At 56.4% G+C, this 24,993-nt stretch carries 27 protein-coding genes and 1 tRNA gene; 5 read left to right on the top strand and 23 right to left on the bottom strand.

Annotated elements, in window-relative coordinates; translation table 11 throughout:
* Positions 1-156: 156 nt before the first annotated feature.
* Complete coding sequence (locus tag ACMDB8_RS09470; protein WP_409079127.1) at positions 157-1,185, top strand: hypothetical protein; 1,029 nt, start codon at positions 157-159, stop codon at positions 1,183-1,185.
* A 303-nt stretch (positions 1,186-1,488) separates the two neighbouring features.
* On the opposite strand, the gene ACMDB8_RS09465 is transcribed toward ACMDB8_RS09470, so the two are convergent.
* The 13 genes from ACMDB8_RS09465 to thrS all read right to left on the bottom strand — a co-directional run bounded on the left by ACMDB8_RS09465 (position 1,489) and on the right by thrS (position 13,328).
* Entirely contained in the window at positions 1,489-3,306 is a 1,818-nt protein-coding gene (locus ACMDB8_RS09465; RefSeq protein ID WP_409079128.1) for an AAA family ATPase, read from the bottom strand.
* On the bottom strand, positions 3,306-3,740 hold the full coding sequence (locus ACMDB8_RS09460; protein ID WP_409079129.1) for an ABC-three component system middle component 2: 435 nt from the start codon (positions 3,738-3,740) through the stop codon (positions 3,306-3,308). The genes ACMDB8_RS09465 and ACMDB8_RS09460 overlap by 1 nt, the downstream gene beginning before the upstream one ends.
* Positions 3,741-4,811: an ABC-three component system protein gene (locus ACMDB8_RS09455; protein WP_409079130.1), complete on the bottom strand. Its 1,071-nt coding sequence runs from the start codon at positions 4,809-4,811 to the stop codon at positions 3,741-3,743. It abuts the gene before it with no gap.
* A 54-nt stretch (positions 4,812-4,865) separates the two neighbouring features.
* The gene (locus ACMDB8_RS09450) at positions 4,866-5,171 is read right to left on the bottom strand and encodes a hypothetical protein (RefSeq protein WP_008037556.1); all 306 of its coding nucleotides are present in this window, start codon (positions 5,169-5,171) and stop codon (positions 4,866-4,868) included.
* Between the two features lie 703 nt (positions 5,172-5,874).
* A tRNA-Pro gene (locus ACMDB8_RS09445) sits at positions 5,875-5,951 on the bottom strand.
* 89 nt (positions 5,952-6,040) lie between these two features.
* Positions 6,041-6,397 carry a MerR family transcriptional regulator gene (locus ACMDB8_RS09440; RefSeq protein WP_003179985.1) on the bottom strand — a complete coding sequence of 119 codons (357 nt, stop codon included), beginning with the start codon at positions 6,395-6,397 and terminating at the stop codon, positions 6,041-6,043.
* Positions 6,378-6,680, bottom strand: coding sequence for an integration host factor subunit alpha (gene ihfA / locus ACMDB8_RS09435; protein WP_002553164.1), 303 nt, complete (start codon positions 6,678-6,680; stop codon positions 6,378-6,380). Before ihfA ends, ACMDB8_RS09440 begins: the two co-directional genes overlap by 20 nt.
* 3 nt (positions 6,681-6,683) lie before the next feature.
* Positions 6,684-9,062: a phenylalanine--tRNA ligase subunit beta gene (gene pheT / locus ACMDB8_RS09430; protein WP_056722253.1), complete on the bottom strand. Its 2,379-nt coding sequence runs from the start codon at positions 9,060-9,062 to the stop codon at positions 6,684-6,686.
* Positions 9,063-9,088: 26 nt separating this feature from the next.
* On the bottom strand, positions 9,089-10,105 hold the full coding sequence (gene pheS / locus ACMDB8_RS09425) for a phenylalanine--tRNA ligase subunit alpha (RefSeq protein ID WP_007975711.1): 1,017 nt from the start codon (positions 10,103-10,105) through the stop codon (positions 9,089-9,091).
* 109 nt (positions 10,106-10,214) lie between these two features.
* Positions 10,215-10,571, bottom strand: a complete 357-nt coding sequence (rplT, locus tag ACMDB8_RS09420; RefSeq protein ID WP_007905879.1) for a 50S ribosomal protein L20 — start codon at positions 10,569-10,571, stop codon at positions 10,215-10,217.
* Between the two features lie 28 nt (positions 10,572-10,599).
* The gene (gene rpmI, locus ACMDB8_RS09415) at positions 10,600-10,794 is read right to left on the bottom strand and encodes a 50S ribosomal protein L35 (RefSeq protein WP_002553160.1); all 195 of its coding nucleotides are present in this window, start codon (positions 10,792-10,794) and stop codon (positions 10,600-10,602) included.
* A 60-nt stretch (positions 10,795-10,854) separates the two neighbouring features.
* A complete protein-coding gene (gene infC / locus ACMDB8_RS09410) occupies positions 10,855-11,406 on the bottom strand; it encodes a translation initiation factor IF-3 (protein ID WP_172435341.1) in 552 nt (183 codons plus the stop codon).
* Positions 11,406-13,328: a threonine--tRNA ligase gene (thrS, locus tag ACMDB8_RS09405; RefSeq protein WP_056722251.1), complete on the bottom strand. Its 1,923-nt coding sequence runs from the start codon at positions 13,326-13,328 to the stop codon at positions 11,406-11,408. The genes infC and thrS overlap by 1 nt, the downstream gene beginning before the upstream one ends.
* 374 nt (positions 13,329-13,702) lie before the next feature.
* Here thrS and ACMDB8_RS09400 point away from each other — a divergent pair, with 374 nt between their 5' ends.
* Both ACMDB8_RS09400 and ACMDB8_RS09395 read left to right on the top strand, forming a co-directional pair.
* Positions 13,703-14,005 (top strand): hypothetical protein, encoded by a 303-nt coding sequence (locus tag ACMDB8_RS09400; protein WP_056722250.1) that lies wholly within the window; start codon positions 13,703-13,705, stop codon positions 14,003-14,005.
* 291 nt (positions 14,006-14,296) lie between these two features.
* Positions 14,297-14,509, top strand: coding sequence for a cold-shock protein (locus tag ACMDB8_RS09395; RefSeq protein ID WP_003179963.1), 213 nt, complete (start codon positions 14,297-14,299; stop codon positions 14,507-14,509).
* Positions 14,510-14,579: 70 nt separating this feature from the next.
* On the opposite strand, the gene ACMDB8_RS09390 is transcribed toward ACMDB8_RS09395, so the two are convergent.
* Positions 14,580-14,900, bottom strand: a complete 321-nt coding sequence (locus tag ACMDB8_RS09390; RefSeq protein ID WP_008047240.1) for an I78 family peptidase inhibitor — start codon at positions 14,898-14,900, stop codon at positions 14,580-14,582.
* Between the two features lie 159 nt (positions 14,901-15,059).
* Positions 15,060-15,365, bottom strand: coding sequence for a hypothetical protein (locus ACMDB8_RS09385; RefSeq protein ID WP_223541001.1), 306 nt, complete (start codon positions 15,363-15,365; stop codon positions 15,060-15,062).
* A 132-nt stretch (positions 15,366-15,497) separates the two neighbouring features.
* Between ACMDB8_RS09385 and ACMDB8_RS09380 the strand changes: the two genes are divergently transcribed.
* On the top strand, positions 15,498-15,689 hold the full coding sequence (locus tag ACMDB8_RS09380; RefSeq protein WP_046041585.1) for a hypothetical protein: 192 nt from the start codon (positions 15,498-15,500) through the stop codon (positions 15,687-15,689).
* 54 nt (positions 15,690-15,743) lie between these two features.
* On the opposite strand, the gene ACMDB8_RS09375 is transcribed toward ACMDB8_RS09380, so the two are convergent.
* The 8 genes from ACMDB8_RS09375 to ACMDB8_RS09340 form a co-directional block, all read right to left on the bottom strand.
* Positions 15,744-16,721 (bottom strand): nucleoside hydrolase, encoded by a 978-nt coding sequence (locus ACMDB8_RS09375; protein ID WP_236709736.1) that lies wholly within the window; start codon positions 16,719-16,721, stop codon positions 15,744-15,746.
* A gap of 94 nt (positions 16,722-16,815) precedes the next feature.
* The gene (gene rbsD / locus ACMDB8_RS09370; RefSeq protein WP_056722246.1) at positions 16,816-17,220 is read right to left on the bottom strand and encodes a D-ribose pyranase; all 405 of its coding nucleotides are present in this window, start codon (positions 17,218-17,220) and stop codon (positions 16,816-16,818) included.
* Positions 17,217-18,134 carry a ribokinase gene (rbsK, locus tag ACMDB8_RS09365; RefSeq protein WP_056722245.1) on the bottom strand — a complete coding sequence of 306 codons (918 nt, stop codon included), beginning with the start codon at positions 18,132-18,134 and terminating at the stop codon, positions 17,217-17,219. Before rbsK ends, rbsD begins: the two co-directional genes overlap by 4 nt.
* Positions 18,135-18,225: 91 nt before the next feature.
* A complete protein-coding gene (locus ACMDB8_RS09360; RefSeq protein ID WP_409079131.1) occupies positions 18,226-19,245 on the bottom strand; it encodes a LacI family DNA-binding transcriptional regulator in 1,020 nt (339 codons plus the stop codon).
* Between the two features lie 3 nt (positions 19,246-19,248).
* The gene (locus tag ACMDB8_RS09355; RefSeq protein ID WP_056722241.1) at positions 19,249-20,226 is read right to left on the bottom strand and encodes an ABC transporter permease; all 978 of its coding nucleotides are present in this window, start codon (positions 20,224-20,226) and stop codon (positions 19,249-19,251) included.
* On the bottom strand, positions 20,223-21,776 hold the full coding sequence (locus ACMDB8_RS09350; protein ID WP_409079132.1) for a sugar ABC transporter ATP-binding protein: 1,554 nt from the start codon (positions 21,774-21,776) through the stop codon (positions 20,223-20,225). The genes ACMDB8_RS09355 and ACMDB8_RS09350 overlap by 4 nt, the downstream gene beginning before the upstream one ends.
* Before the next feature lie 55 nt (positions 21,777-21,831).
* Entirely contained in the window at positions 21,832-22,788 is a 957-nt protein-coding gene (locus ACMDB8_RS09345; RefSeq protein ID WP_056722237.1) for a sugar ABC transporter substrate-binding protein, read from the bottom strand.
* A gap of 193 nt (positions 22,789-22,981) precedes the next feature.
* Complete coding sequence (locus ACMDB8_RS09340; RefSeq protein ID WP_409079133.1) at positions 22,982-23,443, bottom strand: hypothetical protein; 462 nt, start codon at positions 23,441-23,443, stop codon at positions 22,982-22,984.
* 351 nt (positions 23,444-23,794) lie between these two features.
* Here ACMDB8_RS09340 and ACMDB8_RS09335 point away from each other — a divergent pair, with 351 nt between their 5' ends.
* On the top strand, positions 23,795-24,883 hold the full coding sequence (locus ACMDB8_RS09335) for an asparaginase (protein WP_056722233.1): 1,089 nt from the start codon (positions 23,795-23,797) through the stop codon (positions 24,881-24,883).
* Positions 24,884-24,993 lie beyond the last annotated feature (110 nt).

Genomic DNA, 24,993 nt, shown 5'->3' with positions numbered 1-24,993 from the left:
GGCCTCTTCCTGGATTCACATTGCTCCTCCAAATCCACAGATGGCACCATGTGGAAGACCTGATCATCACGATAGAATTTCAGCGAGACGCTGGGATGCTCACCCTCGCCCCCCGAAGGCTCACATTCTCAAAATCTACCAAGGAAATCGAAATTCATGAACAGTGTTTTTGAAGGTACCTTCCCTACTGACGCGAGCCCAGAGGAAATCTTCCCGCAAAACGCGCTCTCAATATTGCCATTCGTTCCGGAGGCCATATCAGCCTGGGCGTCAGGAAACGACCTGCATACCTTCATTCACAAACTACTTGAAGGTACGGGTTATGAAGATCAGGCAGATGAAAGGCTGGAGGGAGCGATCAACCAAGCCCTGGCTTTGGCAGACCACTTTGCAGAGACCGCGAGTCATTCAATGCCGGCGCCTGGTGCACGAACCCAAGCACCCGTGATGGTCGACTTTGAGCATGACCCTGTGTTCGGACGGTTAGCCAAGACATTGATAGCTTGGCAAGAGACCATCGGCAACGTCTTGTCCGAAGCAGGATATTTTTCTCTTTCACACATGCTTGAAACCCGGTCTGATCTGATGTGCTCTGTACAGCTGGCGGGCGCGCTGTACTACCGTCAGTCCATGCAAGTGCTGCGCGGATTCATCGAAAGCGTCATTTTACCAATCCATTTTTGCAGACGGCCCGAGCTGTTCAAGAAATGGAAATCTAACGAGTACCAAGCGCCTTCGATACGTGGCAAGGACGGAGTTCTATCGCGCCTGAAAAAAGATGGGATCATTTCGACAGAGCTGGAAACTACCATCTCCGATGCCTACAGCCTGCTCAATGGGTATATCCATGGTAGCGAAGAGAAACTGAACAACACTGGCGTGGATCGAGGCGAGTGGGAAGGTCATACATTCCAACAGGCGCGGTTCGAGGCATGGGCGCAGGTCTTTGCCTCACTCATCGAGGCCTCCCTCCCTCTCGTCAAAATCAATTTATCTCAGTGGGCAACAGCCAGGTTAGATTGGGAATTGTTCTGTAGCATATGCCATGGTCATGACCTCGAAACCAAGCAGCAAAGAATTGACCCACCGATGACTCAGCATCAGTGTAAGCAATGCAGTCATACCTTCTGGAGGAATGAGGACGGCCAGCAATTCGTGCATGCAACCGTAGAATTTCTCGACTGATCATTTCATGCGCTCAGGGCTGTGGAGAAGACCTCAACAGCCCGCCATGCAAACAGACTTTTCAGCTGACCTGCACGGGGATAGCCCAAGCCAAGCCCACGAGTTAATATTTGGGCGTTATTAGCTCTCCACGACTCCATGACTCGGGACTCAAGACTCAGGGCTCCCATGACGCTGATCGGGAAGGTTTAAGCTTTGGCCTGTACCTTCACCCAAACCAATCATTCGTGTTTACAGAGAGCCGAAAGCTAGTAAGTCGATCACCGCGCCATGTAAGGGTGACCGACAAACTATACAGTCGGATCAGCCTCGTAGTGGGAAGAAGCCGTATCTCCCACTCTTTCTGCTTTTCGTGAAGTGCTGATAATTCAAATGAGGGATGAGCGCCATATCAGGCTCCTTGTTCTCAAATACAATCACTTGAGAATCTTTGAAGTTGTCGGCAATATCCTGATAGAACGCATAAATCACGTCCGCTGCCACTTCCTCAACATCTTCCTCAGGCTCCGGATCCCCTTCTTTGTATGTCGTCAGTGGCGAATCAAGCACCACAAAACCAGGGTGGCGCCCAGAGAGTTTTAGTAGATTCATCAGCCCTAGAGCAAATGCAGAAGACGCGATGGCTCGATACCCCTTGCCAAAATTGCCTCTCGCACTCCCACCAATGGTGATGTCCCGTGCTTTGAAGTTGAATTCCACCGGGGCGTGATTCGGGAAACTCCAGCGCTGCAAGATATCCTGAATCGCTTTAACCAAAGGCTTGGCAGACTCCTCAAAGCTTTCAGGGGTGTATTTGTTTTGCTCCTCAAGCAGCAATACACCCAGCTTTTTCAGCTCCCCTCTTAGCTTGGCCTTATTCGTAACGTACTTATCCAGCGCCGAGTGATCCTGGTTGAGGCATGAGGCTAGCTCCTTCAGATCGCTCACCAGCTGCACTGAGCTCTGAATCTCTGTGGAGATCAACTTCTCCAGTGCTGCGATGGACGTTTTGGTAGTCTCAGCGGTGGAAGTATTCCGTTCAATCGCTGCCGCCAGGGATCCCTGTGCCTCCCCAAGCTCATGGAGGTTTTTCGAAATTCGCTCCAGCTCGAAGGAAACCCCCTTCTTGATGTCATCGACATCGGTTGTGCATGATTCGGAGTCGAAATGATTGCCACAGGTTGGACAAAGCACCGCGTCTGACTCGTCGAGTAAGACTGCCGCTTGCTCAATTCCCTGTAGACGCTGGCGGTCTGATTCATATTTCTGGCCAAGCATGCCAAACCGCCCCAGTAGGGCCCTATCTTCAGCAATTTTTCCTTCGACCACTTCCAGTTCGGAGATATAGCTGGCCTTTTGGGTGAATAGCCCTTCACTCGAATGAAAAGCGCCTTCCAGCTCAGTTTCAGCCACCTTGAGCCGAAGCTTAACTTGGGTCGTAAAAGAACTGAGCTTCTGGAGTTCAAGCGCCTCAGCCGCGTCGTCACCTGGATAGAATTGCTTGATAATGTCTTCGACAGCAGCTGCCCTGTGCCTCAATGCCCCTTTTGACGCCAACTCCTTTTTAGCCTGTTTAACCCCGGTGTCGTCTTTCCCCGTCAGCAACAGCTTCAGAATGGATGTCTCCATAGTGCGCTCATCTTTCTGACCCGTACCCAGTGGAGAGTACTCAGCCACGATTCGCGTTTCATCCATCAAAAATACTTTTTCGAAATCACGAAGAGAGAACGAAGCGTTATTGAGAGAGGCTGTACCTTTCAACAACAGCTTTCCATTCAACCCCAACCTATCCAGAAATTGATTGGAGATCGAATTCATCTTTGTAGGGTTATGTTTCACCCCCAGGGTTTGAACCTTCCCCTCTTCATCGTAAAGGGTAGGCTTAGAACTTTCTGAAAGGTGCCTCTCAATGGTGAAGGAGCGCCCATCATCATGCACAAACTTAACCTTGAGAGTGGTGTAGCCCTGCGACTCGTTGATAGGCTTTGGAGGCGTATTTGCACCAAGGGCAAACTTCAGGCACTGAACAATGTAGGACTTACCAGTGTTGGAGCCGCCTTGAACAACGTTCGCACCCTTCTCAAAATAAACAGCGGCGTCTGCACGGTCAGGGCCACTCACGACAACGCTTTCAATATACATCAGACCACCCTGTCAATTTTATAAATAGTGCGGCGTTGAGCAGCGAGAAAATCAACATTAGCCTCGACCCAAGAAACACGTCTTCTGAAATCCACATGGTATTCAGTACTCAACTTGGCGGCAAACACACTACCCGCACTGGTGATAGAGTATCGAACACCTTTCTCATCAACTTGGGAAGTAATCAAACCTTTAGCGGTAAATAGTTTTATGGCGTCTGGGAAAATTTCTCGCCTACGCACAAGTTCGGCAAGTCGATTCAAAAGGACTGGATGCAGGCTTGCATCCCCTTGAAAGTCACTACTATAAATAGAGGCATAGTCAAAAAAGATAAGTTCGTCGAGATCAAGCTGCCGGGCTAAGCCTGCAAGCAACAGAACAATGCGTGCACCAACTTCCACAGGGCTGTTGTACAAATCCTTTGAGCTCGTCATCTATTTCTTAATCCATTTAAACTTTAGGTCATTCACCAGTTGATGACATAGCCCCTTTCGATCGGAGGTCTGCAAGAAATGCCGAAGTGGATGAGAGTCATATGGAATATTAACGGACTGCGTGCTTACTTCGAGAAAACGTTGATACCCATCATCGAATTTCTTACGCACCACGCTGTGCAAGCCTTCGTGGCACTCACCTTTGAGGCTTTCATAGCATCCTGTAGGAAAAGCATCGCGCGAAAATATCTCCAGTGACTCAGCGCTGAAAAAGTTAATCCGCGCTCGCTCAAGATCGTCCTTATACTCAGAGTCCATGACGCTACTGAATGAATACTCTGCACCATCGGCATCAGAGAACGCATCTAAAAGCGCATCAATATAAATTTTCTCATTATCACCAACAGCGCTGGGCTCAGGCTTCCGAACCTGCGGTCGCTTAAGATGATAGCTTCCAAACCGCGTCGTGTGATATGGCGTCAGGGCGTGCCTATCAATTAACTCCTGTGAAGACATTTCATCAACAAATGAAAAATCAAGGGTATTTATATAATCCAACAGACCACCCTCAAGAGGAATGGACTCCGTCTTCGTAATCTTATCCTTACATACCTTATCCCAACGCTTAATGATCTCAGCCTTGATGCGAGACTTCTTGGACAGCATATCGATGCAATCAGAGCTGCAGCCTTTCGGGGAAACAAAGCGGTACTCACGCGGCAGGGTGTAATCCTCCCTCCACGTGTAGTAAACCAGCTTACCCAGCTCCCCAACTACGTTTGCTACGCTCAGTTTATCTTTGTAGTGCTTGCATTGGTAATTGTCCCACCCCGTTGCATGCCGCGCGATGACATCGCGCCCCTTGTCTCCCGCACCAGCACAGCGAGTGACCGATTCGTAGTCTTTACCTAAGTAAGAGACGAACTCCAGCGTAAAGATTTCCCAAGTATCCGAAGACATGATCTGCAGGCGATCCAGGGGATGAACTGTTTCACCTTTTTCTACATCCAGTGCTGTGAGCTCGAATTCCGGGGGTGGAGGGAGCTTAATGACATTTTCACCAAAAGACATTAGCTACTCCTCTGCGACAAGGTGCTTTGCTTGCTAAGTTGTAATTAGCCCATATCATAATCCGAGGTCGCGCTCCACCTGTAGAGTCTGGATACGATCTGGCATCTCACCAAGGATTTTATTTGGATTCTTCCGCAAGGCGCCCGTGAGCTTCTTCAGGAAACGCTGATTCAACTCCATATTCCCCATCAGTTCGGCAATAATGATTTCAGGGTCAACGTCAGCTTCTTCCAGTCCAATTGCCAGCGCCGCGCGGGCTGCGCCGATGGGTTTGTCCATCGCGTATTCGACTAGATCGGCAGGATGAAAAGCATATTCCTGCTTCTGTTCCTGGCCCTTTTCCTGCTCCTGCTCACTCATGCATGAGTTCCTTAGTTGTCGGCATATTGTTCGTCTGGGGATTCGTCTGGGTTCTTGAGTTATTGGGCTTTCAGGCTTTCAAGCGGGTGCTCTTCTAATCGCATGCACGACTAAGACTCCCAAATAGCCGCCTCGGGATATGATGGTCGTCTGTCTGCGTTTCTGTGGCGTAGCTGATCCATGCCGAATTCCTACCGCCCTACTCTCCCCTTAGGCGGGGGTGGCTGGGCATCTAAGTGTCCATAGGTAATGGCACAATACTATCTTTAATGCGCCGTGCTGGGGAACCCGACGGGGCGCCTGGAGGGCTAACTGGAGGAGTCGTGCGGGGCACTTGGGGACTGAGGGTTATGGAATTGCGGGCTTTGTGTGGGGGGGGGGTGTAGCCGGCATGTTCATCGATTTTAGAAAAATGGACAATGGACAAAAAAATAAGCTACTGATTTGTATAGATTTGACATGTCCATTTATGGATTTAGCTCACACGTACAGAACTTATCGGACGCGGCCACGACTTTTTCCTAATCGTCGAGAACAAGATTTCAGCCGATTCAATAAAGAGACCACGCGTGAGCGCTAACGCCTGCGTCTACCCACGTGAAAGCCGTGAGAATTCCACCCAGAGCCAGCGATTTTGTGGGGGTAAAATCGTTCACAAATAAAAAGGGTCGCGAGATAAAATCTCGCAACCCTTTGAAAAATATGGTCGGGACGGAGTGATTCGAACACTCGACCCCTAGCACCCCATGCTAGTGCGCTACCGGACTGCGCTACGCCCCGACTAGGCGTGAAACTCGTCCCTCACCTCGAGGAACGCTCAAGAATATATCGCAAGCTTTTGAAAACTGGAAGTATTTAAAAGCGAGAATTTATTTCTTGAGCACCACCAGAACATCTTCGAGCTCGGCGATCATCTGGCGGATCATTTGCTTGTATTGGGTGGTGTCGTCTTTGGCTTCATCACCGGACAAACGCAAGCGCGCTCCGCCGATGGTGAACCCCTGATCGTAAAGAAGCGCGCGGATCTGCCGGATCATCAGCACGTCCTGGCGCTGATAATACCGGCGGTTTCCGCGGCGTTTGACAGGGTTGAGTTGAGGAAACTCCTGCTCCCAGTAGCGCAGCACGTGCGGTTTGACCGCACACAGCTCGCTGACTTCACCAATGGTGAAGTAGCGTTTGCCCGGGATGACGGGGAGTTCGTCGTTATGACTTGGTTCCAGCATAAGCCTCAACTCGGGCCTTCAACTTCTGCCCTGGACGAAAGGTGACCACACGGCGAGCCGTGATCGGGATTTCTTCCCCCGTTTTCGGATTGCGGCCAGGCCGCTGGCGTTTGTCCCGAAGGTCGAAATTGCCGAAACCGGACAATTTGACTTGTTCGTTGTCTTCGAGAGCGTGCCTGATTTCTTCAAAAAACAGTTCGACCAATTCCTTGGCCTCCCGTTTGTTCAGGCCCAGCTCTTCATACAGACGTTCCGCCATCTCAGCTTTCGTCAGAGCCCCCATACGTCACTTCCTTAACGTGGCGTTCAACCTTTGTTCGAGCGAGGTGAGGATGTTTTGCGTTGCGGTATTCACCTCATCGTCATTAAGAGTGCGCGATGGATGCTGCCAGGTCAAGCCGACTGCAAGGCTTTTTCTATCAGGATCAATGCCTTTACCCTGATACACGTCAAATAGCCTGAGGTCTGTCAGCCATTCGCCTGCATTTTCACGGATTACGTCCAGTACAGCCGTGGCTGCAACGTCTTTGTGCGCAATCAGTGCAAGGTCACGACGCACTTCAGGAAAGCGCGATAACTCGTGGAATTTAGGCATTTTGCCCGACGCCACTTCCGCCAGAACCAGCTCGAAGACGAAGACTGGACGGTCGAGACCGAGGGTTTTCGACAATTCAGGGTGGATCGCGCCAATGAAGCCGACCAGACGACCGTCACGCTCGATGCGCGCGGTTTGACCTGGGTGCAGCGCCGGGTGCTTGCCCGGTACGAAAGTGAACGCATCCAGGGCACCGGCGAAGCCCAGCACCGCTTCCACGTCAGCCTTGACGTCGAAGAAGTCGACGGTATCGCGACCTTGCGCCCAGCCTTCCGGCAGACGACTACCGCAAACAACGCCTGCCAACATCGGCTCTTGCTTCAAACCTTCAAGCTGACCAACGAAACGCAGGCCGCTTTCGAACAGACGCACGCGATCCTGCTGACGGTTCAGGTTGTGCTGAAGCGCCTTGACCAGACCCGGCCACAGCGACGAACGCATGGCGGCCATGTCATTGGAGATCGGGTTCGCCAGCAGCAACGGCTCCACACCCGGATTAAACAGTTCGAACTGTTTCGGATCGATGAAGCTGTAGGTAATTGCTTCCTGATACCCACGGGCAACCAGCAGTCGGCGCAGCTCAGGCAGGTCGCTACGGGCTTCTGCCTTGGCTTGCGGCGCCAGACGCGCTTGCGGGTAACGAACCGGCAAACGGTTGTAGCCGTACAGGCGTGCCAGTTCTTCAATCAGGTCGACTTCCAGGCTGATATCGAAGCGATGGCTTGGCACTTCTACACGCCACTGCCCTGCCCCGTCGGCAGTAATGGTCAGGCCCAAGGCATTGAGCAGACGCTCCACTTCAGCCGAGTCCATTTCCATACCCAGCATCTGGGTAATGCGCTGGGCACGCAGGGTGATCGGAGCAATTTTCGGCAGGTGCTGTTCGCTGACGGTCTCGATGATCGGACCCGCTTCACCACCGGTGATATCGAGCAGCAAGCCGGTCGCGCGCTCCATGGCTTCGCGGGCCAGCTGCCAGTCAACGCCGCGCTCATAGCGATGGGATGCGTCAGTGTGCAGGCCATAGGAACGGGCCTTGCCTGCTACGGCGATCTGGTCGAAGAAAGCGCTTTCCAGGAACACATCGCGGGTGGTCGCGGAGACACCACTGTGCTCGCCACCCATGACACCGGCGATTGCCAGTGCGCGGGAGTGGTCGGCAATCACCAGCGTATCGCTACGCAGGCTGACTTCCTGACCGTCGAGCAGTACCAGCTTCTCGCCCTCTTCGGCCATGCGCACACGGATGCCACCGTTGATTTCGGCGAGATCGAAAGCGTGCAGCGGCTGACCCAGTTCCAGCATCACGTAGTTGGTAATGTCGACGGCAGCGTCGATGCTGCGCACATCTGCACGACGCAGGCGCTCAACCATCCACAGCGGCGTAGGCCTGGACAGGTCGACATTACGAATCACACGACCGAGGTAGCGCGGGCACGCGGCGGGCGCCAGCACTTCTACCGAACGCACTTCGTCGTGGGCGGCAGGAATCGAGGCCACCACCGGACGGACCACAGGAGCGGCGTACAGTGCACCCACTTCACGGGCCAGACCGGCCAGGGACAGGCAGTCGCCACGGTTCGGGGTCAGATCGACCTCGATGCTGGCGTCTTCCAGGTCCAGATAAACGCGGAAATCCTCGCCCACCGGCGCATCGGCCGGCAGCTCCATCAAGCCGTCATTGCCTTCACCGACCTGCAGCTCGGATTGCGAGCACAGCATGCCGTTGGACTCAACGCCACGCAGCTTGGCCTTCTTGATCTTGAAGTCGCCCGGCAGCTCGGCGCCGATCATGGCGAAAGGAATCTTCAGGCCCGGGCGCACATTTGGCGCACCGCAAACAACCTGGAAGGTTTCCGAACCGTTGCTGACCTGGCACACACGCAGCTTGTCGGCGTCCGGGTGCTGCTCGGTGCTCAGCACCTCGCCAACGACCACGCCACTGAAAACACCGGCGGCCGGCGTAACGCTATCGACCTCAAGACCGGCCATCGACAGACGAGCAACCAGCTCGTCGCGACTTACCTGCGGGCTAACCCAGCCACGCAGCCATTGTTCACTGAATTTCATCCTGCTCTCCTAAGAATTCGTTACGACTAGCGAAATTGCGCGAGGAACCGCAAGTCGTTGTCGAAGAACAGACGCAAGTCGTTCACGCCGTAACGCAGCATGGCCAGACGCTCAACGCCCATGCCGAAGGCAAAGCCCGAGAACTCTTCCGGGTCGATCCCGGACATGCGCAGCACGTTCGGGTGAACCATGCCGCAGCCCATCACTTCCAGCCAGCCGGTCTGCTTGCAGACGCGGCAGCCTTTACCGCTGCACATCACGCATTCCATGTCGACTTCAGCCGATGGCTCGGTGAACGGGAAGTACGAAGGACGGAAACGTACCGCCAGTTCCTTTTCGAAGAACACCCGCAGGAACTCTTCGATGGTGCCTTTGAGGTCGGCGAAATTGATGTCACGATCGATCAGCAGGCCTTCGACCTGGTGGAACATCGGCGAGTGGGTGATATCGGAGTCGCTGCGGTATACACGGCCTGGGCAGACGATGCGGATCGGCGGCTGTTTCGACTCCATGGTGCGGACCTGTACCGGCGAGGTATGGGTGCGCAACAACATGTTCGCATTGAAATAGAAGGTGTCATGCATCGACCGGGCCGGGTGGTGGCCTGGGATGTTGAGCGCTTCGAAGTTGTGATAGTCGTCTTCGACCTCAGGGCCTTCGGCGATGCCGTAGCCAATACGGGTGAAGAACTGTTCGACGCGTTCCAGAGTGCGGGTAACCGGATGCAGACCACCGGAGGTCTGACCACGGCCAGGCAGGGTCACGTCAATGGACTCGGCAGAGAGTTTGGCAGCCAGATCGGCTTCTTCAAACAATGCCTTGCGCGCATTAAGGACCTCTGTGACACGCTCCTTGGCAACGTTGATCAGCGCACCGACCTGCGGACGCTCTTCTGCCGGCAAATTCCCCAGGGTCTTCATCACCTGAGTCAATTCACCCTTCTTGCCAAGGTAGTGAACCCGGATTTGCTCCAGGGCATTGATATCTTCAGCGCTTTGCACAGCCTCTAGAGCTTGAGAGACGAGCGCATCCAGGTTTTCCATGTACAGACTCCAGATACAAAATAGGGGAAGAGCTTGAAGGCTCTTCCCCTATTTATGACGTTTAACACCTGGCCCCACAGATGCGAGGCCGGGTGACTGTCGGGGGTACTTAAGCCAAGGTGGCTTTAGCTTTCTCGACAATCGCAGCAAACGCCGCTTTTTCGTTCACTGCCAGATCAGCCAGAACCTTACGGTCGATCTCGATGGACGCTTTTTTCAGGCCGGCGATGAAACGGCTGTAGGACAGACCGTTGATACGAGCACCAGCGTTGATACGAGCGATCCACAGAGCGCGGAACTGACGTTTTTTCTGACGACGGTCACGGTAGGCGTATTGGCCTGCCTTGATTACCGCTTGCTTGGCAACACGGAATACGCGGGAGCGTGCGCCGTAGTAGCCTTTAGCAAGTTTCAGAATTTTTTTGTGACGCTTACGGGCAATGACGCCACGCTTTACACGAGCCATGAGTTACTTCCTCTATTCTTGACTAAAATTAACGAAGGCGCAGCATGCGCTCGACTTTTGCCACGTCAGACGGATGCAGCAAGCTGCTACCGCGCAGTTGACGCTTACGCTTGGTCGACATTTTGGTCAGGATGTGGCTCTTGAAAGCGTGCTTGTGCTTGATACCGTTAGCAGTTTTCAGAAACCGCTTAGCAGCACCACTTTTGGTCTTCATTTTTGGCATGTTCGGATACTCCGCATTCAGTTGATAAACATAATCAGAAGGCCTGCCGTGCCCTGTTGATTACTTCTTCTTTTTCGGGGCGATGACCATGATCAGCTGGCGTCCTTCCATCTTAGGATGCTGTTCGACCGAACCGTACTCGAGCAAGTCACCTTCAACTCGCTTGAGGAGTTCCATCCCCAGCTCCTGGTGGGCCATCTCACGGCCGCGGAATCGCAAGGATACCTTGGCCCTGTCCCCATCACTCAGGAAACGTACCAGGTTGCGCAGTTTTACCTGGTAATCCCCTTCCTCCGTCCCTGGACGAAACTTGATTTCTTTAACCTGAATCTGCTTCTGGTTTTTCTTGGCCGCAGCAATCTGCTTCTTCTTTTCGAAGATCGACTTGCCGTAGTCCATCAGTTTGCAAACAGGGGGTACTGCATCGGCGGAAATTTCCACCAGATCCAGCTTGGCCTCTTCAGCCTTAAGAAGCGCGTCTTCAATTGACACAATCCCAAGCTGTTCACCTTCAGCCCCAATTAACCGAACCTCGCGTGCCGAGATATTCTCGTTGATCGGGGCTTTCGGTGCAGCTCGTTTATCTTGTCTCATTTCACGCTTAATAATAATTACTCCGAATCTGGGCGACCACGCCGGGAAACCGCTTGCGCGAGAAACTCAGCGAACTGGGCGACGGGCATCGAGCCCAGGTCAGCACCTTCACGAGTACGCACAGCGACAGTCTGCATCTCGACTTCCCGATCTCCGATAACCAAGAGATAAGGAACCTTGAGCAAAGTATGCTCGCGGATTTTAAAGCCGATCTTTTCATTTCTCAAGTCAGACTTGGCACGAAATCCGCTTTCGTTGAGGGTTTTTTCAACTTCAGCGGCAAAATCGGCCTGTTTATCAGTGATATTCATCACCACTGCCTGGGTCGGCGCCAGCCACGCAGGGAATGCACCCTCGTAGTGTTCGATCAGGATTCCGACGAAGCGTTCGAAGGACCCCAGGATCGCCCGGTGCAACATGACCGGGTGCTTGCGGCTGTTGTCTTCGGAGACGTATTCGGCTCCCAGACGGACAGGCAGGTTAAAATCGAGCTGCAGGGTACCACATTGCCAGACGCGACCGAGGCAATCTTTCAGCGAGAACTCGATCTTCGGACCGTAGAACGCACCCTCGCCCGGCTGCAGATCGTACGGCAGGCCCGCGCTATCAAGGGCTGCGGCCAGTGCAGCTTCGGCGCGATCCCAAAGTTCGTCGGAACCGACGCGTTTTTCCGGACGAGTGGACAGCTTCATTTCGACATCTTTAAAGCCGAAATCGGCGTAGACGTCCATGGTCAGCTTGATAAACGCAGCGGACTCGGCCTGCATCTGCTCTTCGGTGCAGAAGATGTGGGCGTCGTCCTGAGTGAACGCGCGCACGCGCATGATGCCGTGCAAGGCACCCGACGGCTCGTTGCGATGGCATGCACCAAATTCGGCCAGGCGCATCGGCAACTCGCGGTAGCTCTTCAGGCCCTGGTTGAACACCTGCACGTGGCAAGGGCAGTTCATTGGCTTGATCGCGTAGTCGCGGTTTTCCGACTGGGTGGTGAACATGTTGTCGGCGTAGTTGGCCCAGTGCCCGGATTTCTCCCACAGGCTGCGGTCAACGACTTGCGGCGTCTTGATTTCGAGGTAGCCGTTATCGCGCTGAACCTTGCGCATGTACTGCTCTAGCACCTGGTACAAAGTCCAGCCGTTCGGGTGCCAGAACACCATGCCCGGAGACTCTTCCTGGGTGTGGAACAGGCCCAGGCGCTTGCCGATCTTGCGGTGATCGCGCTTTTCGGCTTCTTCAATGCGCTGGATGTAAGCCGCCAGTTGCTTCTTGTCCGCCCATGCGGTGCCGTAGACGCGCTGCAATTGCTCGTTCTTGGCATCGCCGCGCCAGTAGGCGCCGGACAGCTTGGTCAGCTTGAAGGATTTAAGGAAGCGGGTGTTCGGCACGTGCGGACCGCGGCACATGTCGACGTATTCTTCGTGATAGTACAGGCCCATGGCCTGCTCGTTCGGCATGTCTTCGACCAGGCGCAACTTGTAGTCTTCGCCACGGGCCTTGAACACTTCGATCACTTCGGCGCGCGGAGTGACTTTCTTGATCACGTCGTAATCTTTCTCGATCAGCTGCTGCATGCGCTGTTCGATGGCCGCCAGGTCGTCCGGAGTGAAAGGACGCTCGAAGGCGATGTCGTAATAGAAACCTTCATCGATGACCGGACCGATGACCATCCTGGCGCTCGGGTACAACTGCTTGACCGCGTGGCCAACCAGGTGGGCGCAAGAGTGGCGAATGATCTCCAGCCCCTCTTCATCCTTTGGCGTGATGATTTGCAGCGACGCATCGCTGTCGATGATGTCGCTGGCGTCGACCAGCTTGCCATCGACCTTGCCGGCAACGGTGGCCTTGGCCAGGCCTGCACCAATGGATGCGGCGACCTCGGCTACGGAAACCGGGTGATCGAATGAACGTTGACTGCCGTCGGGAAGAGTAATAGTTGGCATGGCGCCTCCTCTCCTAGTGGTGACCCCTACCAAAGGTCACGTGGGTTGGGATGAGCCAGTACAAGATCCGGTCCAGGCCATTCAATGACGAACGCCTGCCTTACAGCGGCAGGAGCCTTGCGGCCAACCGGAAAACCGAACCAGAGTGACTGGGATTCAAATCAGGGTTAATCGTGCATCTGCCGCTACCGGGACTGAAGGTCCGCCGGAGCCTGCAAACGCCCGAGCGAGGCATGCTAGCACAGATGAACGGTCGTCGATGCACACAGACTTTGTACGGGGGCAAATCGGGCATTTTTATGCCAGAGTGCTGAACTTGAACACCGCTTCGCCCCTCAGATAACACGTCATTGACCCACAAGGAGCATCCCAGCATGCGTCTGAACCGTTTGTTCGCCGTAGTTGCCCCCATCGTTCTGCTGCTGCCATTGGCCGCCCACGCCGATTGGCCAAAGGGTGAGCGCGAGAAATACATGGCGCAATGCGTCCCTGCAGCGGCACAAAAGATCGGTGATGCGAAGGCAAAAGCCGTCTGTGGTTGCGGCGCCGACCAGCTCAAATCCTATCCTGCCAAAGACCTTCAGGCATTGATGGACGGCAAGGCAAGTCAAGAACTGGCAAATCAGGCGATGCAGAAAATCGCCACTTGCAGGGTCGATACCGGGGCGAAGAAATAAGCGTCTGGCATTGATTTTTTCACCTGCACTGACCGAAAAAACAGACCGAATGTCACTTTGACTGAGATTTTTTGAAGGTTTTACAGCTTTTTTTTCGTCTTTTCTTTCGGCTGAAAGCCTTTTAAAACGGGGCCTCCAGCGATAGGAAGCACCAAAGACCGCTCGACAGCAAGGCAAACAGCTCGCCCGGGGGGCTCCCAAAGCGAACATTTCGACTATGATACCCGGGTGTGCCCAGTTGGCCTGAGCAGCACAGTACTACTGAAAATATATGTTTCTTGGAGATACACCATGTCTAATCGCCAAACCGGCACCGTTAAATGGTTCAACGATGAAAAAGGCTTCGGCTTCATCACTCCTCAAGGTGGCGGTGACGACCTGTTCGTACACTTCAAAGCTATCGAAAGCGACGGTTTCAAAAGCCTGAAAGAAGGCCAGACTGTTTCCTTCGTGGCTGAGAAAGGCCAAAAGGGTATGCAAGCTGCTCAAGTTCGCCCAGAGTAATTTCCAGGCGCACTAAAAAAACCCCGTCCATGTGACGGGGTTTTTTATGGCTGAAACAAAAGCCGAACGATCAGCCGCAGTTGACGCGCGTCACTACCCGGCTGGCATCGGTGTTCAGGTTCAGGCGATCGGAGCGGTACTCCAGCGTCACCATATCGGTTGGCAGCAGGAACCGTGCACTTTGCGCCCCTGCGCGGGTACGCGCCTGCTCAAGCAGCTGCGGCGATGCCTGTTTACCGATAGTGAACTCGGCAGCCTTTGCCTCACAGCGACTGTGACCCGTGTCAGTTGTCGCAACATCCGTTGTTGCCGACTCCGTAGAGGGAGTGCTGCAACCGGCCAGTGTGGCAACGGCCAACAAAGTACCCAATGACGCGAGCTTCCAAGGCATGAAGCCTCCTTATTCAATGATTAAGCTGAGATCGTGCGACAACCAGACTGGCGTTTGGTTTCACAGGGAGCACCCTGCCCATGATCCGGACGAGCCGCGATTCTGCCTGAGCGTCGCCCTGCCCTTAACCACTGAATCGTGACTGAATATGAACGACGCTCAATAGACGTCGATGTAGTCGTAAGGAGGATTGGGCCAGTTCTCTTTCAAGGCATTGAAGATTTGCATGACCCAGACTTCATCGCTGGCCGCGACCCGCCCGACATAACCTGAGCCCTTGGCCCAGGTTTCGAGCCGGAACGACAAGCCGTCGATATCGGTACCGCCCACGACACCCGAGGAGATGTAGGCGATGCCTCCCTTGGTGACCCGCAACTGGGTGTGCTCATCGTCACTGGCGCCGGCCAGCAACTGACGCACCGCCTCGAGGGTCAGGCCATCCGGGGAGTTCAAATCGATCTGCACAACGTGCTCCTTGAATATTCGACAAAGGCCAAGTGTCGCATAGCCCTCCTTTCATACCTAAGTCGGCGTGTCAAAAGCCCCGCAAAATGGTTAACTCGGCACTCAGACTTCCCCGACTTCACGAGCGCCATCATGACCACCGTAAGCATCGACGCTGACATCAAGGCCAAGTGGCAAGACGGCCACAGCTCCTACAGCCCAAGCAGCACGGAAGAGCTCGCCATTATCGGTATCGACCTTCTGGTCAGGGACCTTGGAACCGAAGCCGCCCAATCGTTCATCGAGCAGATTTTCGAGAAACACCTGTCGGACCAAAAGACCTGAGCAGTTAGCGCGAGGGAGTGAAACCCGCAGGCAAGCGCCTGCGGCAGATGATGCTTACTTCAGGCGGGCCAGGCGCTCGGTCAGCAGATCGAAGAAGCCCTGGGCATCGCCGCTTTCTACCCAGAAGGCATTCTTTGGCGCTTTCAAGCCGTCATACCAGTCGACGATGGTTTGTCCAAAGGTCGGTCCTTCGCGGCTGTCGATCACCACGTTGACCGAACGACCGCTGAACAATTGCGGCTTGAGCAGGTAAGCGACAACCGTGGCGTCATGCACCGGGCCGCCCGGAAGGCCATAGTGCTCCATGTCGCCCTTGATGTACTCATTGAGAATACTGCCCACCAGACGACTGGCGTTGTTGTTCAGCGCGGCAATCTGATTCAGGCGCGCTTCGCTGGTAAGGATCTTGTGGGTCACATCCAGCGGCAGGTAGGTCAGCTTCACACCACTGTTGAGCACCACTTCGGCCGCTTGCGGATCGGCGAACAGGTTGAACTCGGCCACCGGCGTGATGTTGCCGCCGTTGAAATGCGCGCCGCCCATGACCACCACTTCCTTGATGCCCTGAACGATACCCGGCTCCTGGATCAACGCCAGGGCCAGGTTGGTCTGCGGGCCAAGCATGGCGATGGTAATGCTGTGAGGCTCGGCAGATTTAAGGGTATCGATCAGATAAGGGATGGCACTGCCCTTGGCCAGGCCTTTGCCGGGCTCATACACGGCAATGCCCGACAACCCTTCCTTGCCATGAATATCCTCGGCATAGATGGGTGTGCGCACCAGGGGTTTCGGCGCCCCCGCATAGACCGGAACCTCTTCGCGCCCCGCCCACTCGCGGGCCAGTCGAGCATTGCGCGAGGTCTTGTCCAGGCGAACGTTGCCGGCAACGGTGGTCAATGCCCGGACATTCAGCTCTTGCGGCGATGCCAGGGCGAACAACAGGGCAACGACGTCGTCAGCCCCCGGATCGGTGTCGATGATCAGGTCGATCTTTGGGGCCGCGTGGGCGTTGGTTGCGGTCTTCAAGGTCAAAAGCAGCAGGCTCCGGAGCAGTGGGTGCAGTTTCTGAGCATAGCGATACGGGGCGCACGCCTTGTGCCAGGGACATCAAAACGCGTACAGCCCGTCAAAACGTAACCCCGGCGACCAGCACAATGTTGCAGTACGGCTGGCATTCGCCTGTACGAACAATCGCCCTGGCTTGTCGGCTCAGGACCTTGAATTGTTCATGAGTGAGCAACTCGCGCCGCCCCAACGCACCTTCGCCGTCCAGCTCTTGCAGCGCGACCAGGGCCGACGGCTTTTTATCCAGGATTTCCTCAGCCAGCACATGGCTTTCGACCTGCATCTCACTGAGCACCACCTTCAAGGTACTGACAAAATCCGGAATGCCATGGGTCAGGGCCAGGTCGATCAATTCAACGCCCGGTGGAACCGGCAGCCCGGCATCACCGATGACGACCAGGTCGCCATGCCCCAATGAAGCGATCAGCCGCGATAGCGCAATGTTGAGCAGAGGTGTCTTTTTCATGGGGTTTTAAACGCCTGTACATCGCTCAAGACGGGAATCGAAGGTTGCGCGCCAGCACGGGTGACCGACAGCGCCGCGGCCACCTGTCCGAAGCGGATCGCCTGCGCCTCATCTTGACCCGCGGCCAGTGCCGCAGCGAAACCGCCGACAAACGTGTCGCCGGCCGCCGTGGTATCGACAGCCTTTACTACGGGCGCGGGGAAATGTTCGAAGCGATGGCCATCGGCAAACAGCGAACCTTGCGCACCGAGGGTGATGATCACTTTGCCGGCGCCCAGGGCAATCAGGCGGGTCGCCGCGGCTTGCGCAGTTTCGAGGGAGTCCACCGACACACCGCTCAGTGCCGACGCTTCGCTTTCGTTTGGAATCAGGTAATCGATGGACGCGTACCAGTCCGACGGCAGCGGGCGGCTGACCGGTGCCGGGTTGAGGATGACTGTCTTGCCCAGTTCGCGACCGCGCTTGAGCGCATGGCCAACGGAAGCATCGGGCACTTCCAGCTGACAGATGAGCACGTCCGCCGCCTGTATCACCGAATCAAAACGGTCGATGGCTTCAGAGGTCAATGCCCCGTTGGCGCCGGGGACGATCACGATGGTGTTCTGACTGCTGTCGTCGACCACTATCAACGCCACCCCACTGGAACCATCAACGATGCTCACCGCCTGGCAATCGATCTGCTCGGCCAACAGCGCCCCGCGCAGCACCTCACCATAAGCGTCATTGCCCACGCAGCCGATCATCGACACCTGGCCCCCCAGCCGCGCCGCAGCCACGGCCTGATTGGCGCCCTTGCCGCCGGAGACGGTGGTAAACGACTGCCCAATCAGCGTTTCACCGCCCTTGGGCAAGCGTGGCGCCCGGGTCACCAGGTCCATGTTCAAACTGCCTATCACCACTACTTTTGCTGGCATACATTGCTACTCATCGATTCTGTTTCGGCGGCGCTGTGGGTTCAGCGGCTTTCTGTTTTCAATGGCTTTTTGTTTCAACGACTTTCTGTTTTCAACGGCACTGGGCAAACACGCCAGCCAGCGGCGCCGTCGATTCACGTATGACGATACTCGGCGTCACGATCCGCTGATCGGTCGCCAGGCCCGGCGTGGCGATCCGCCGTAAAAGCACTTCGGCAGCCATTTCGCCGAGCTGCAGGATCGATTGCCCGACCGTGGTCAACGACGGGTAGACATAGCGACTCATCTGGATATCGTCGAAGCCGATCACCGACAACTCGCTCGGCACGCGAATATTGCGCTCGGCGGCGGCCCGCAGCACGCCGATGCCGATCATGTCGTTGGCGGCAAAAATGGCGCTAGGCGGATTGCTTTCCAGCAGAATCGCGGCGGCGCTGTAGCCGCCGGTGCTGGTGAAATCGCTTTCCAGCATGCGCCCGGACGAGACTTCGATGCCCGCCTCCTTCAAGGCCCGGCGATAACCCGCCAGTCGCATCTGCGCCACGCTGGTGTTTTCCGGCCCGCTGATGGTGGCGATATCCCGGTGCCCCAACTCCAGCAGATGTCGGGTCGCCAGATAGGCGCCGTATTCATGATCGATACGCACCAGGTCCGCATCGACACCGTCCAGTCCGCGGTCGACGATCACCATGGGCGTGCGGACGCCTTTCAGGCCTTGTACCAGGCCACTGTCGCCACCGGCTGAGGCGACAATCAGGCCGTCGATGCGTTTTTCCAGCAGCACGCGCAGGTAGCTGCGCTGCTTGTCCGGATTGTCGTCGGAGTTGCACAGGATGACGCAGTAACCGTTTCGCTCGCAGTAATCCTCGATACCCCGGGCCAGTTCGGCGAAATACGGGTTCAGGCTGTTGGGCACCAACAGGCCGATGGTCGCCGTGGTCTTGGCCTTGAGCGAACGGGCCACGGCGCTGGGGACGTAGTCGAGGGTCTGGATTGCCGCCTCGACCTTGATCCGGACTTCTTCACTGACCGGGCGGGTCCTGTTCACCACATGGGAAACCGTGGTGTAGGAAATGCCGGCAAGGGCTGCCACATCTTTGATAGTCGCCATGACTCAGGTCCGCCGGCTTGCGCGTTGACTGCGATAAGTATCCAGCACCACCGCCACCACGATCACCGCACCGGTAATGATGCGCTTGGTCGGCTCGGTTGCCCCGATCTGCGCCAGCCCCGCGGCCAGCACGGAAATGATCAGGACGCCAAAAAACGTGCTGATCACCGAACCGCGCCCGCCCATCAGGCTGGTCCCGCCGATCACGACGGCCGCGATCACCTGCAACTCAAGACCGGAGCCGGCATTCGGGTCGGCGGCTTCCAGGCGAGAAATCTGGAACAACGCGGCAATACCGGCCAGCAACCCCATCAGGCTGAAGACCAGGATCTTGTATGGCTTGGGGTTGATCCCCGCCAGCCGTACGGCCTCTTCGTTGGTACCGATCCCGATCAGGTAACGACCGAACACCGTGCGGGTCAATACGGCCTGGGCGACGAAAATGATCAGCAACGCAATGATGAACGACGGCGAAATGCCGAAGGCGATCGGATTGGACAACCAGGCGAACGCATCGCCGATGTAGGCCGTACGCGAACCGGTCATCTGGTACGCCACCCCGCGAGCCATTTCCAGCACGCCCAGGGACACGATGAACGACGGAATCCGCCACGCCACCGTGATCGAGCCGGTGACGGTACCGGCGAGCGCCGCGACGGCCATGCCCAGCAGCGCCGCCGGCAGTACGCCCCAGCCCCAGCCGAGAATCGCCACGCTCACGGTCGAGGCCGCCAGCGCCAGCACCGAGCCAACCGACAGGTCGATGCCACCGATGATCAACACAAAGGTCATGCCGACCGCCAGCACCATCAGGTCCGGAATCTGGTTGGCCAGGGTGCTGAAAGTATCGTAGGACAGAAAATGACTGCTCAGCACCGAGAACAGCACGATCATCGCCAACAAGGCACCCGCCAGGCCCAGATAGGTGCCCAGGCCGTAGAAGTTGCCACTGCGTTTGCCGGCGGAAGAAACGGTATTCATGGAAGATCCCTAGGCGCGGCTTCAACGAGCTGCGCATCACGTTTTTGGTAGCCGGCGAAAGCAGCGGCGAGCAATTCATCCTGGGTCCAGCTGTCGCGATCGAAGGTATCGATCAGGCGCCCGGCCGACAGCACGCCGATCCGGTCGCAGATCAGCATCAGCTCGCGCAAGTCGCTGGAGACCACCACCAGCGCCTTGCCTTGGCGAGTCAACTCGCCGAGCAGGTTATAGATATCGAACTTGGCGCCGACGTCGATGCCGCGGGTCGGCTCGTCGAACAGCAGCACCGAGCAATCGCGCTCCAGCCAACGGCCGATGACGACCTTCTGCTGATTGCCGCCGGACAACTCGGACACCAACTGTGCCGGACCGGAACTGCGAATGCGCATGGCGTCGATCTGACGCTGGGCCAGGGCGTTCTCGCCATCGTTGTCGACAACGCCCGCGCAGGAGATGCCGGGCATGTTGCCCAAGGCGATATTGGCGCCGATCGATTGCGTCAACAAAAGGCCTTCGCCCTTGCGATCTTCGGTGATCAACGCGATGCCATGCCCGACCGCATCCACTGGCGAACGCACATTGATGACCTGCGCCGGCGCCCCCAGGGCAACCGTGCCGCTGTCGGCGATATCGGCACCGAAGATCAGGCGCAGCAACTCGGTGCGCCCTGCGCCAATCAAACCGGATATCCCGAAAATCTCTCCGGCACGGACTTCGAACGACACGCCGCGAACCTTGTCGGCACGGCTCAGGCCCTTGACCGTCAACATCGGAGCGCCGATCTTGCGCGCCCCCATATCGATGTGTTCGCCGAGCTCGCGACCAACCATCAAGGTAACCAGTTGCTCGCTGCTGTAGTTGGCCATCGGCTCGACACAGACCAGGTTGCCGTCGCGCAGCACGGCAATGCGCTGCGCGACCCGCGCCAGTTCTTCAAGGCGATGGGAGATATAGATGATCGATACGCCGCGCGCCTGCAGGCGGGTGATCTGCTCGAATAGCATTTCGACTTCACGGGCAGTGAGCATCGCCGTCGGCTCATCGAGAATCAGCACATGACAATCGCCAATCAGGTTGCGGGCGATCTCGACCATTTGCTGATGGCCGATGCCCAGTTCGCCGACCAGGGTGTCCGGGTCAATGGCGTCGAGCCCGACATGAGCCATGGCCTCGATGGCCGCCTTGCGCAACTGCTTGCGACTGATCCAGCCGCCTTTGCTGGGCAGGTTGTCGAGAAACAGGTTTTCCGCCACCGACAAGGTCGGCAGCAGATTGAGTTCCTGCATGACCATGCGGATACCCAGCGCTTCAGCCTGAGCCCGGCTACCCGGACGATAGTCCTGCCCCTGAAACCGCATCTGGCCGGTGGTCGGCGTGACCAGCCCGCCAATAATCTTCGAAAGCGTGCTTTTGCCTGCACCGTTCTCGCCGGTCAACGCCAGCACTTCCCCGCGCATGAGCGTCAGGTCGATGCCGGTAAGAACCGGCTGGGCGTAGGTCTTGCCGATACCGCTGACCGAGAGGACAGCGTCCGGAGCGCAAACTGACATAAAAACTCTCCATGCGCCCGTCCGGCTGGACGAGCGCCGTTGCGTCGCCAGAAGGTTACTTGGTGACCAGCTCTACCGGCGTTTCGATCACGCCATTGGCGCCGCCTTCGACCTTCTCGCCCTTGAGAATCTTCAATGCAGTCTCGATGCCGAACACCGCCTGTCTGGCCGCGAACTGGTCCGCGGTGGCCAGCACGCGACCGTCCTTGAGCATTGGCTGGATGGCATTGATGTTGTCGTAGCCGACCACTTGCACCTTGCCGGCCTTGCCCGCGGCGCGCACGGCGGATACCGCGCCGACCGCCATGCTGTCGTTGCCGGCCAACAGGGCCTTGGTTTGCGGGTATTCGCTGAGAATCGACGCGGCGACCTTGTTGCCCTTGTCGATTTCCCAGTCACCGGATTGCAGGGACACGACCTTGATCTGCGCCGCCTCCATCGCATCTTTGAAACCCGCGGTCCGCTGCTGGGCATTGGTGGTCGTGGACACACCTTCGATGATGCCGACTTCGTCACCGGCCTTCAGCTGTTTGGCCAGGTAATCCCCCACCAGCCGTGCGCCCTTGCGGTTGTCCGGGCCTACGAACGGAACATTGATGTTTTTGCTTTTGACGACGGCGGGGTCCAGTTGGTTGTCGATGTTGATCACGGTGATACCGGCATCGATGGCTTTCTTGATCACCGGGACCATGGCCTTGGAGTCTGCCGGTGCAATCACCAGTGCATTGACCCTGGCCAGGATCATCTGCTCGACGATGCGCGTCTGGCCTGCGGTGTCGGTTTCATCCTTGATGCCGTTGGAGATGAGCTCGAATTCGCCGGAGTGATCTTTCTGGTACGCCTTGGCGCCATCTTCCATTGTCAGGAAGAATTCGTTGGCCAGGGATTTCATGACCAGTGCGACTTTCGGCTTTTCAGCGGTTTCAGCAAAAGCCGAAGAGACAGGCAATGCAGCGGATGCGGCAGCCAGCATAGCGACAGCGAGAAGACGTCCAGCGAATGGCAGCTTCATGGGTTCACTCCGATCTTATGATTATTGTGAGCAACGCTTGCGCTGGCGTAAGCTTCACGGCCCACCGCGATGAAAAGCCATCATTGGAGCCGCGCAAACGTTTGCGTGAACCAAACTATGCGAACCCTGCCGGATTTTGTCAACGACCTGAAAAATGCTTTCAGAGATGCGTGGCGAAAAAACGGCATTCAACTCATGCCGTGGTGTTGACCACCGATCCCGTGCCGGAACCCTTGGCCAGCTCCTTGATCAGGCTCGCACTCACTTGCAGGATGGCGCCGTTGGTGTCGGCAACCTGCCCCTGAATGGCCGCTACCGCGGTGGTCTTGACTTCCGGACTCGGATAGGACGCCGCCTGGGCTTGCGCCAGCTGCTGTTGTTGCTCACGCAATTGCTGCTGCAATTCCTTGAGGCGTTTGAGCAAGACCTTCACCGCCACGCTGGTGTTATCGCTGGTTTGCGATTCGGCCTGTGCGCCGGCACTCTCCCCCAGACCAACCGGGCCCGTCTTGACCTGATTGCCGTCGCTTTTTTTTGCACCCGGCGCTTGAGCAGCCGCATCAGCTGTCGCGTCGCTCAAGGCACGAAGGGTAGTGGCCGATTTGCCACCGATGGTGACGCCGGCGGCATTGGGAATGCCAACAGATAACGACATGTGAACTCCTGAAGAAAAAGATCCCTTGAAGGAGCATCGACCGACGCGGCTGTTTCTTTAATGGTCACTGATGATTTGACGCGTTGAAATCTTAAACAGAACTGCAATCCGTTTCGGAGAGCCGAACGCAAAATCTGCATATGTTCGGCAATCCGAACATCCAGACTCAAAATCACACCTGACACAAACAGCAATACCATTACAAATCATTAACTTAAGCGTGTTTTTTCGATTCTGAGTATTACTGGTACAGATCCTGCTTTTCCCTCACACCCCCAGCGTTCAGGTTCGTCTGGGGCGTATCTAGATGAACTTGCATCTGCACCGTCTCACAACTAGAAGAGAAAAATAATGACATCTGCACTTAAGACCTTTGTTCCGGGCGCCTTGGCCCTCCTGCTGCTTCTGCCCACTGCCCTTCAGGCTAAAGAAGCCGAAACCCAACAGAAACTGGCCAACGTGGTAATCCTGGCCACGGGCGGCACCATTGCCGGTGCGGGCGCCAGCGCCGCCAACAGCGCGACCTATCAAGCGGCGAAAGTCGGCATTGAACAGTTGATCGCCGGCGTCCCAGAACTGAGCCAACTGGCTAACGTTCGCGGCGAACAGGTCATGCAAATCGCCTCCGAAAGCATCACCAACGAAAACCTGCTGCAACTGGGTCGTCGCGTAGCCGAACTGGCCGACAGCAAAGACGTCGATGGCATCGTGATCACCCACGGCACCGACACCCTTGAAGAAACGGCGTACTTCCTGAACCTGGTGGAAAAAACCGAGAAGCCGATCATCGTCGTGGGCTCCATGCGCCCAGGTACCGCGATGTCCGCCGATGGCATGCTGAACCTGTACAACGCGGTGGCCGTGGCCAGCAGCAAAGACGCGCGGGGCAAAGGCGTGCTGGTGACCATGAACGATGAAATCCAGTCGGGTCGCGACGTCAGCAAAATGATTAACATCAAGACCGAAGCGTTTAAAAGCGCCTGGGGTCCGCTGGGCATGGTGGTCGAAGGCAAATCCTACTGGTTCCGCTTGCCAGCCAAGCGCCACACCATGGATTCCGAGTTCGACATCAAGAACATCAAGAGCCTGCCTGACGTCGAGATCGCCTATTCCTACGGCAACGTCAGCGATACCGCCTACAAGGCCCTGGCTCAATCGGGCGCCAAAGCCATCATCCACGCTGGCACCGGCAATGGCTCGGTATCCTCGCGGGTAGTCCCTACCCTGCAAGCCCTGCGCAAGGACGGCGTGCAGATCATTCGTTCCTCCCATGTCAACGCCGGTGGCTTTGTATTGCGCAACGCCGAACAGCCTGACGATAAATACGACTGGGTCGTTGCCCACGACCTGAACCCGCAGAAGGCCCGGATCCTGGCGATGGTCGCACTGACCAAGACCAACGACAGCAAAGAACTGCAACGGATGTTCTGGGAATACTGATTTGCCCTCGCCCGACCGGATCCGGTCGGGCACCCCGTGCGCCATTCGCCAGTTTTGGCGAGTGGCTGCCGCTGGATCTTACAAAAAAACTCCCTTCGCCTTACGCCAAA

Source organism: Pseudomonas monachiensis (assembly GCF_047345015.1).
In the GTDB taxonomy this organism is placed as follows: domain Bacteria; phylum Pseudomonadota; class Gammaproteobacteria; order Pseudomonadales; family Pseudomonadaceae; genus Aquipseudomonas; species Aquipseudomonas monachiensis.
The sequence above is the reverse complement of the archived record's forward strand: the minus strand, read 5'-3'. Positions and strand labels throughout refer to the sequence as shown.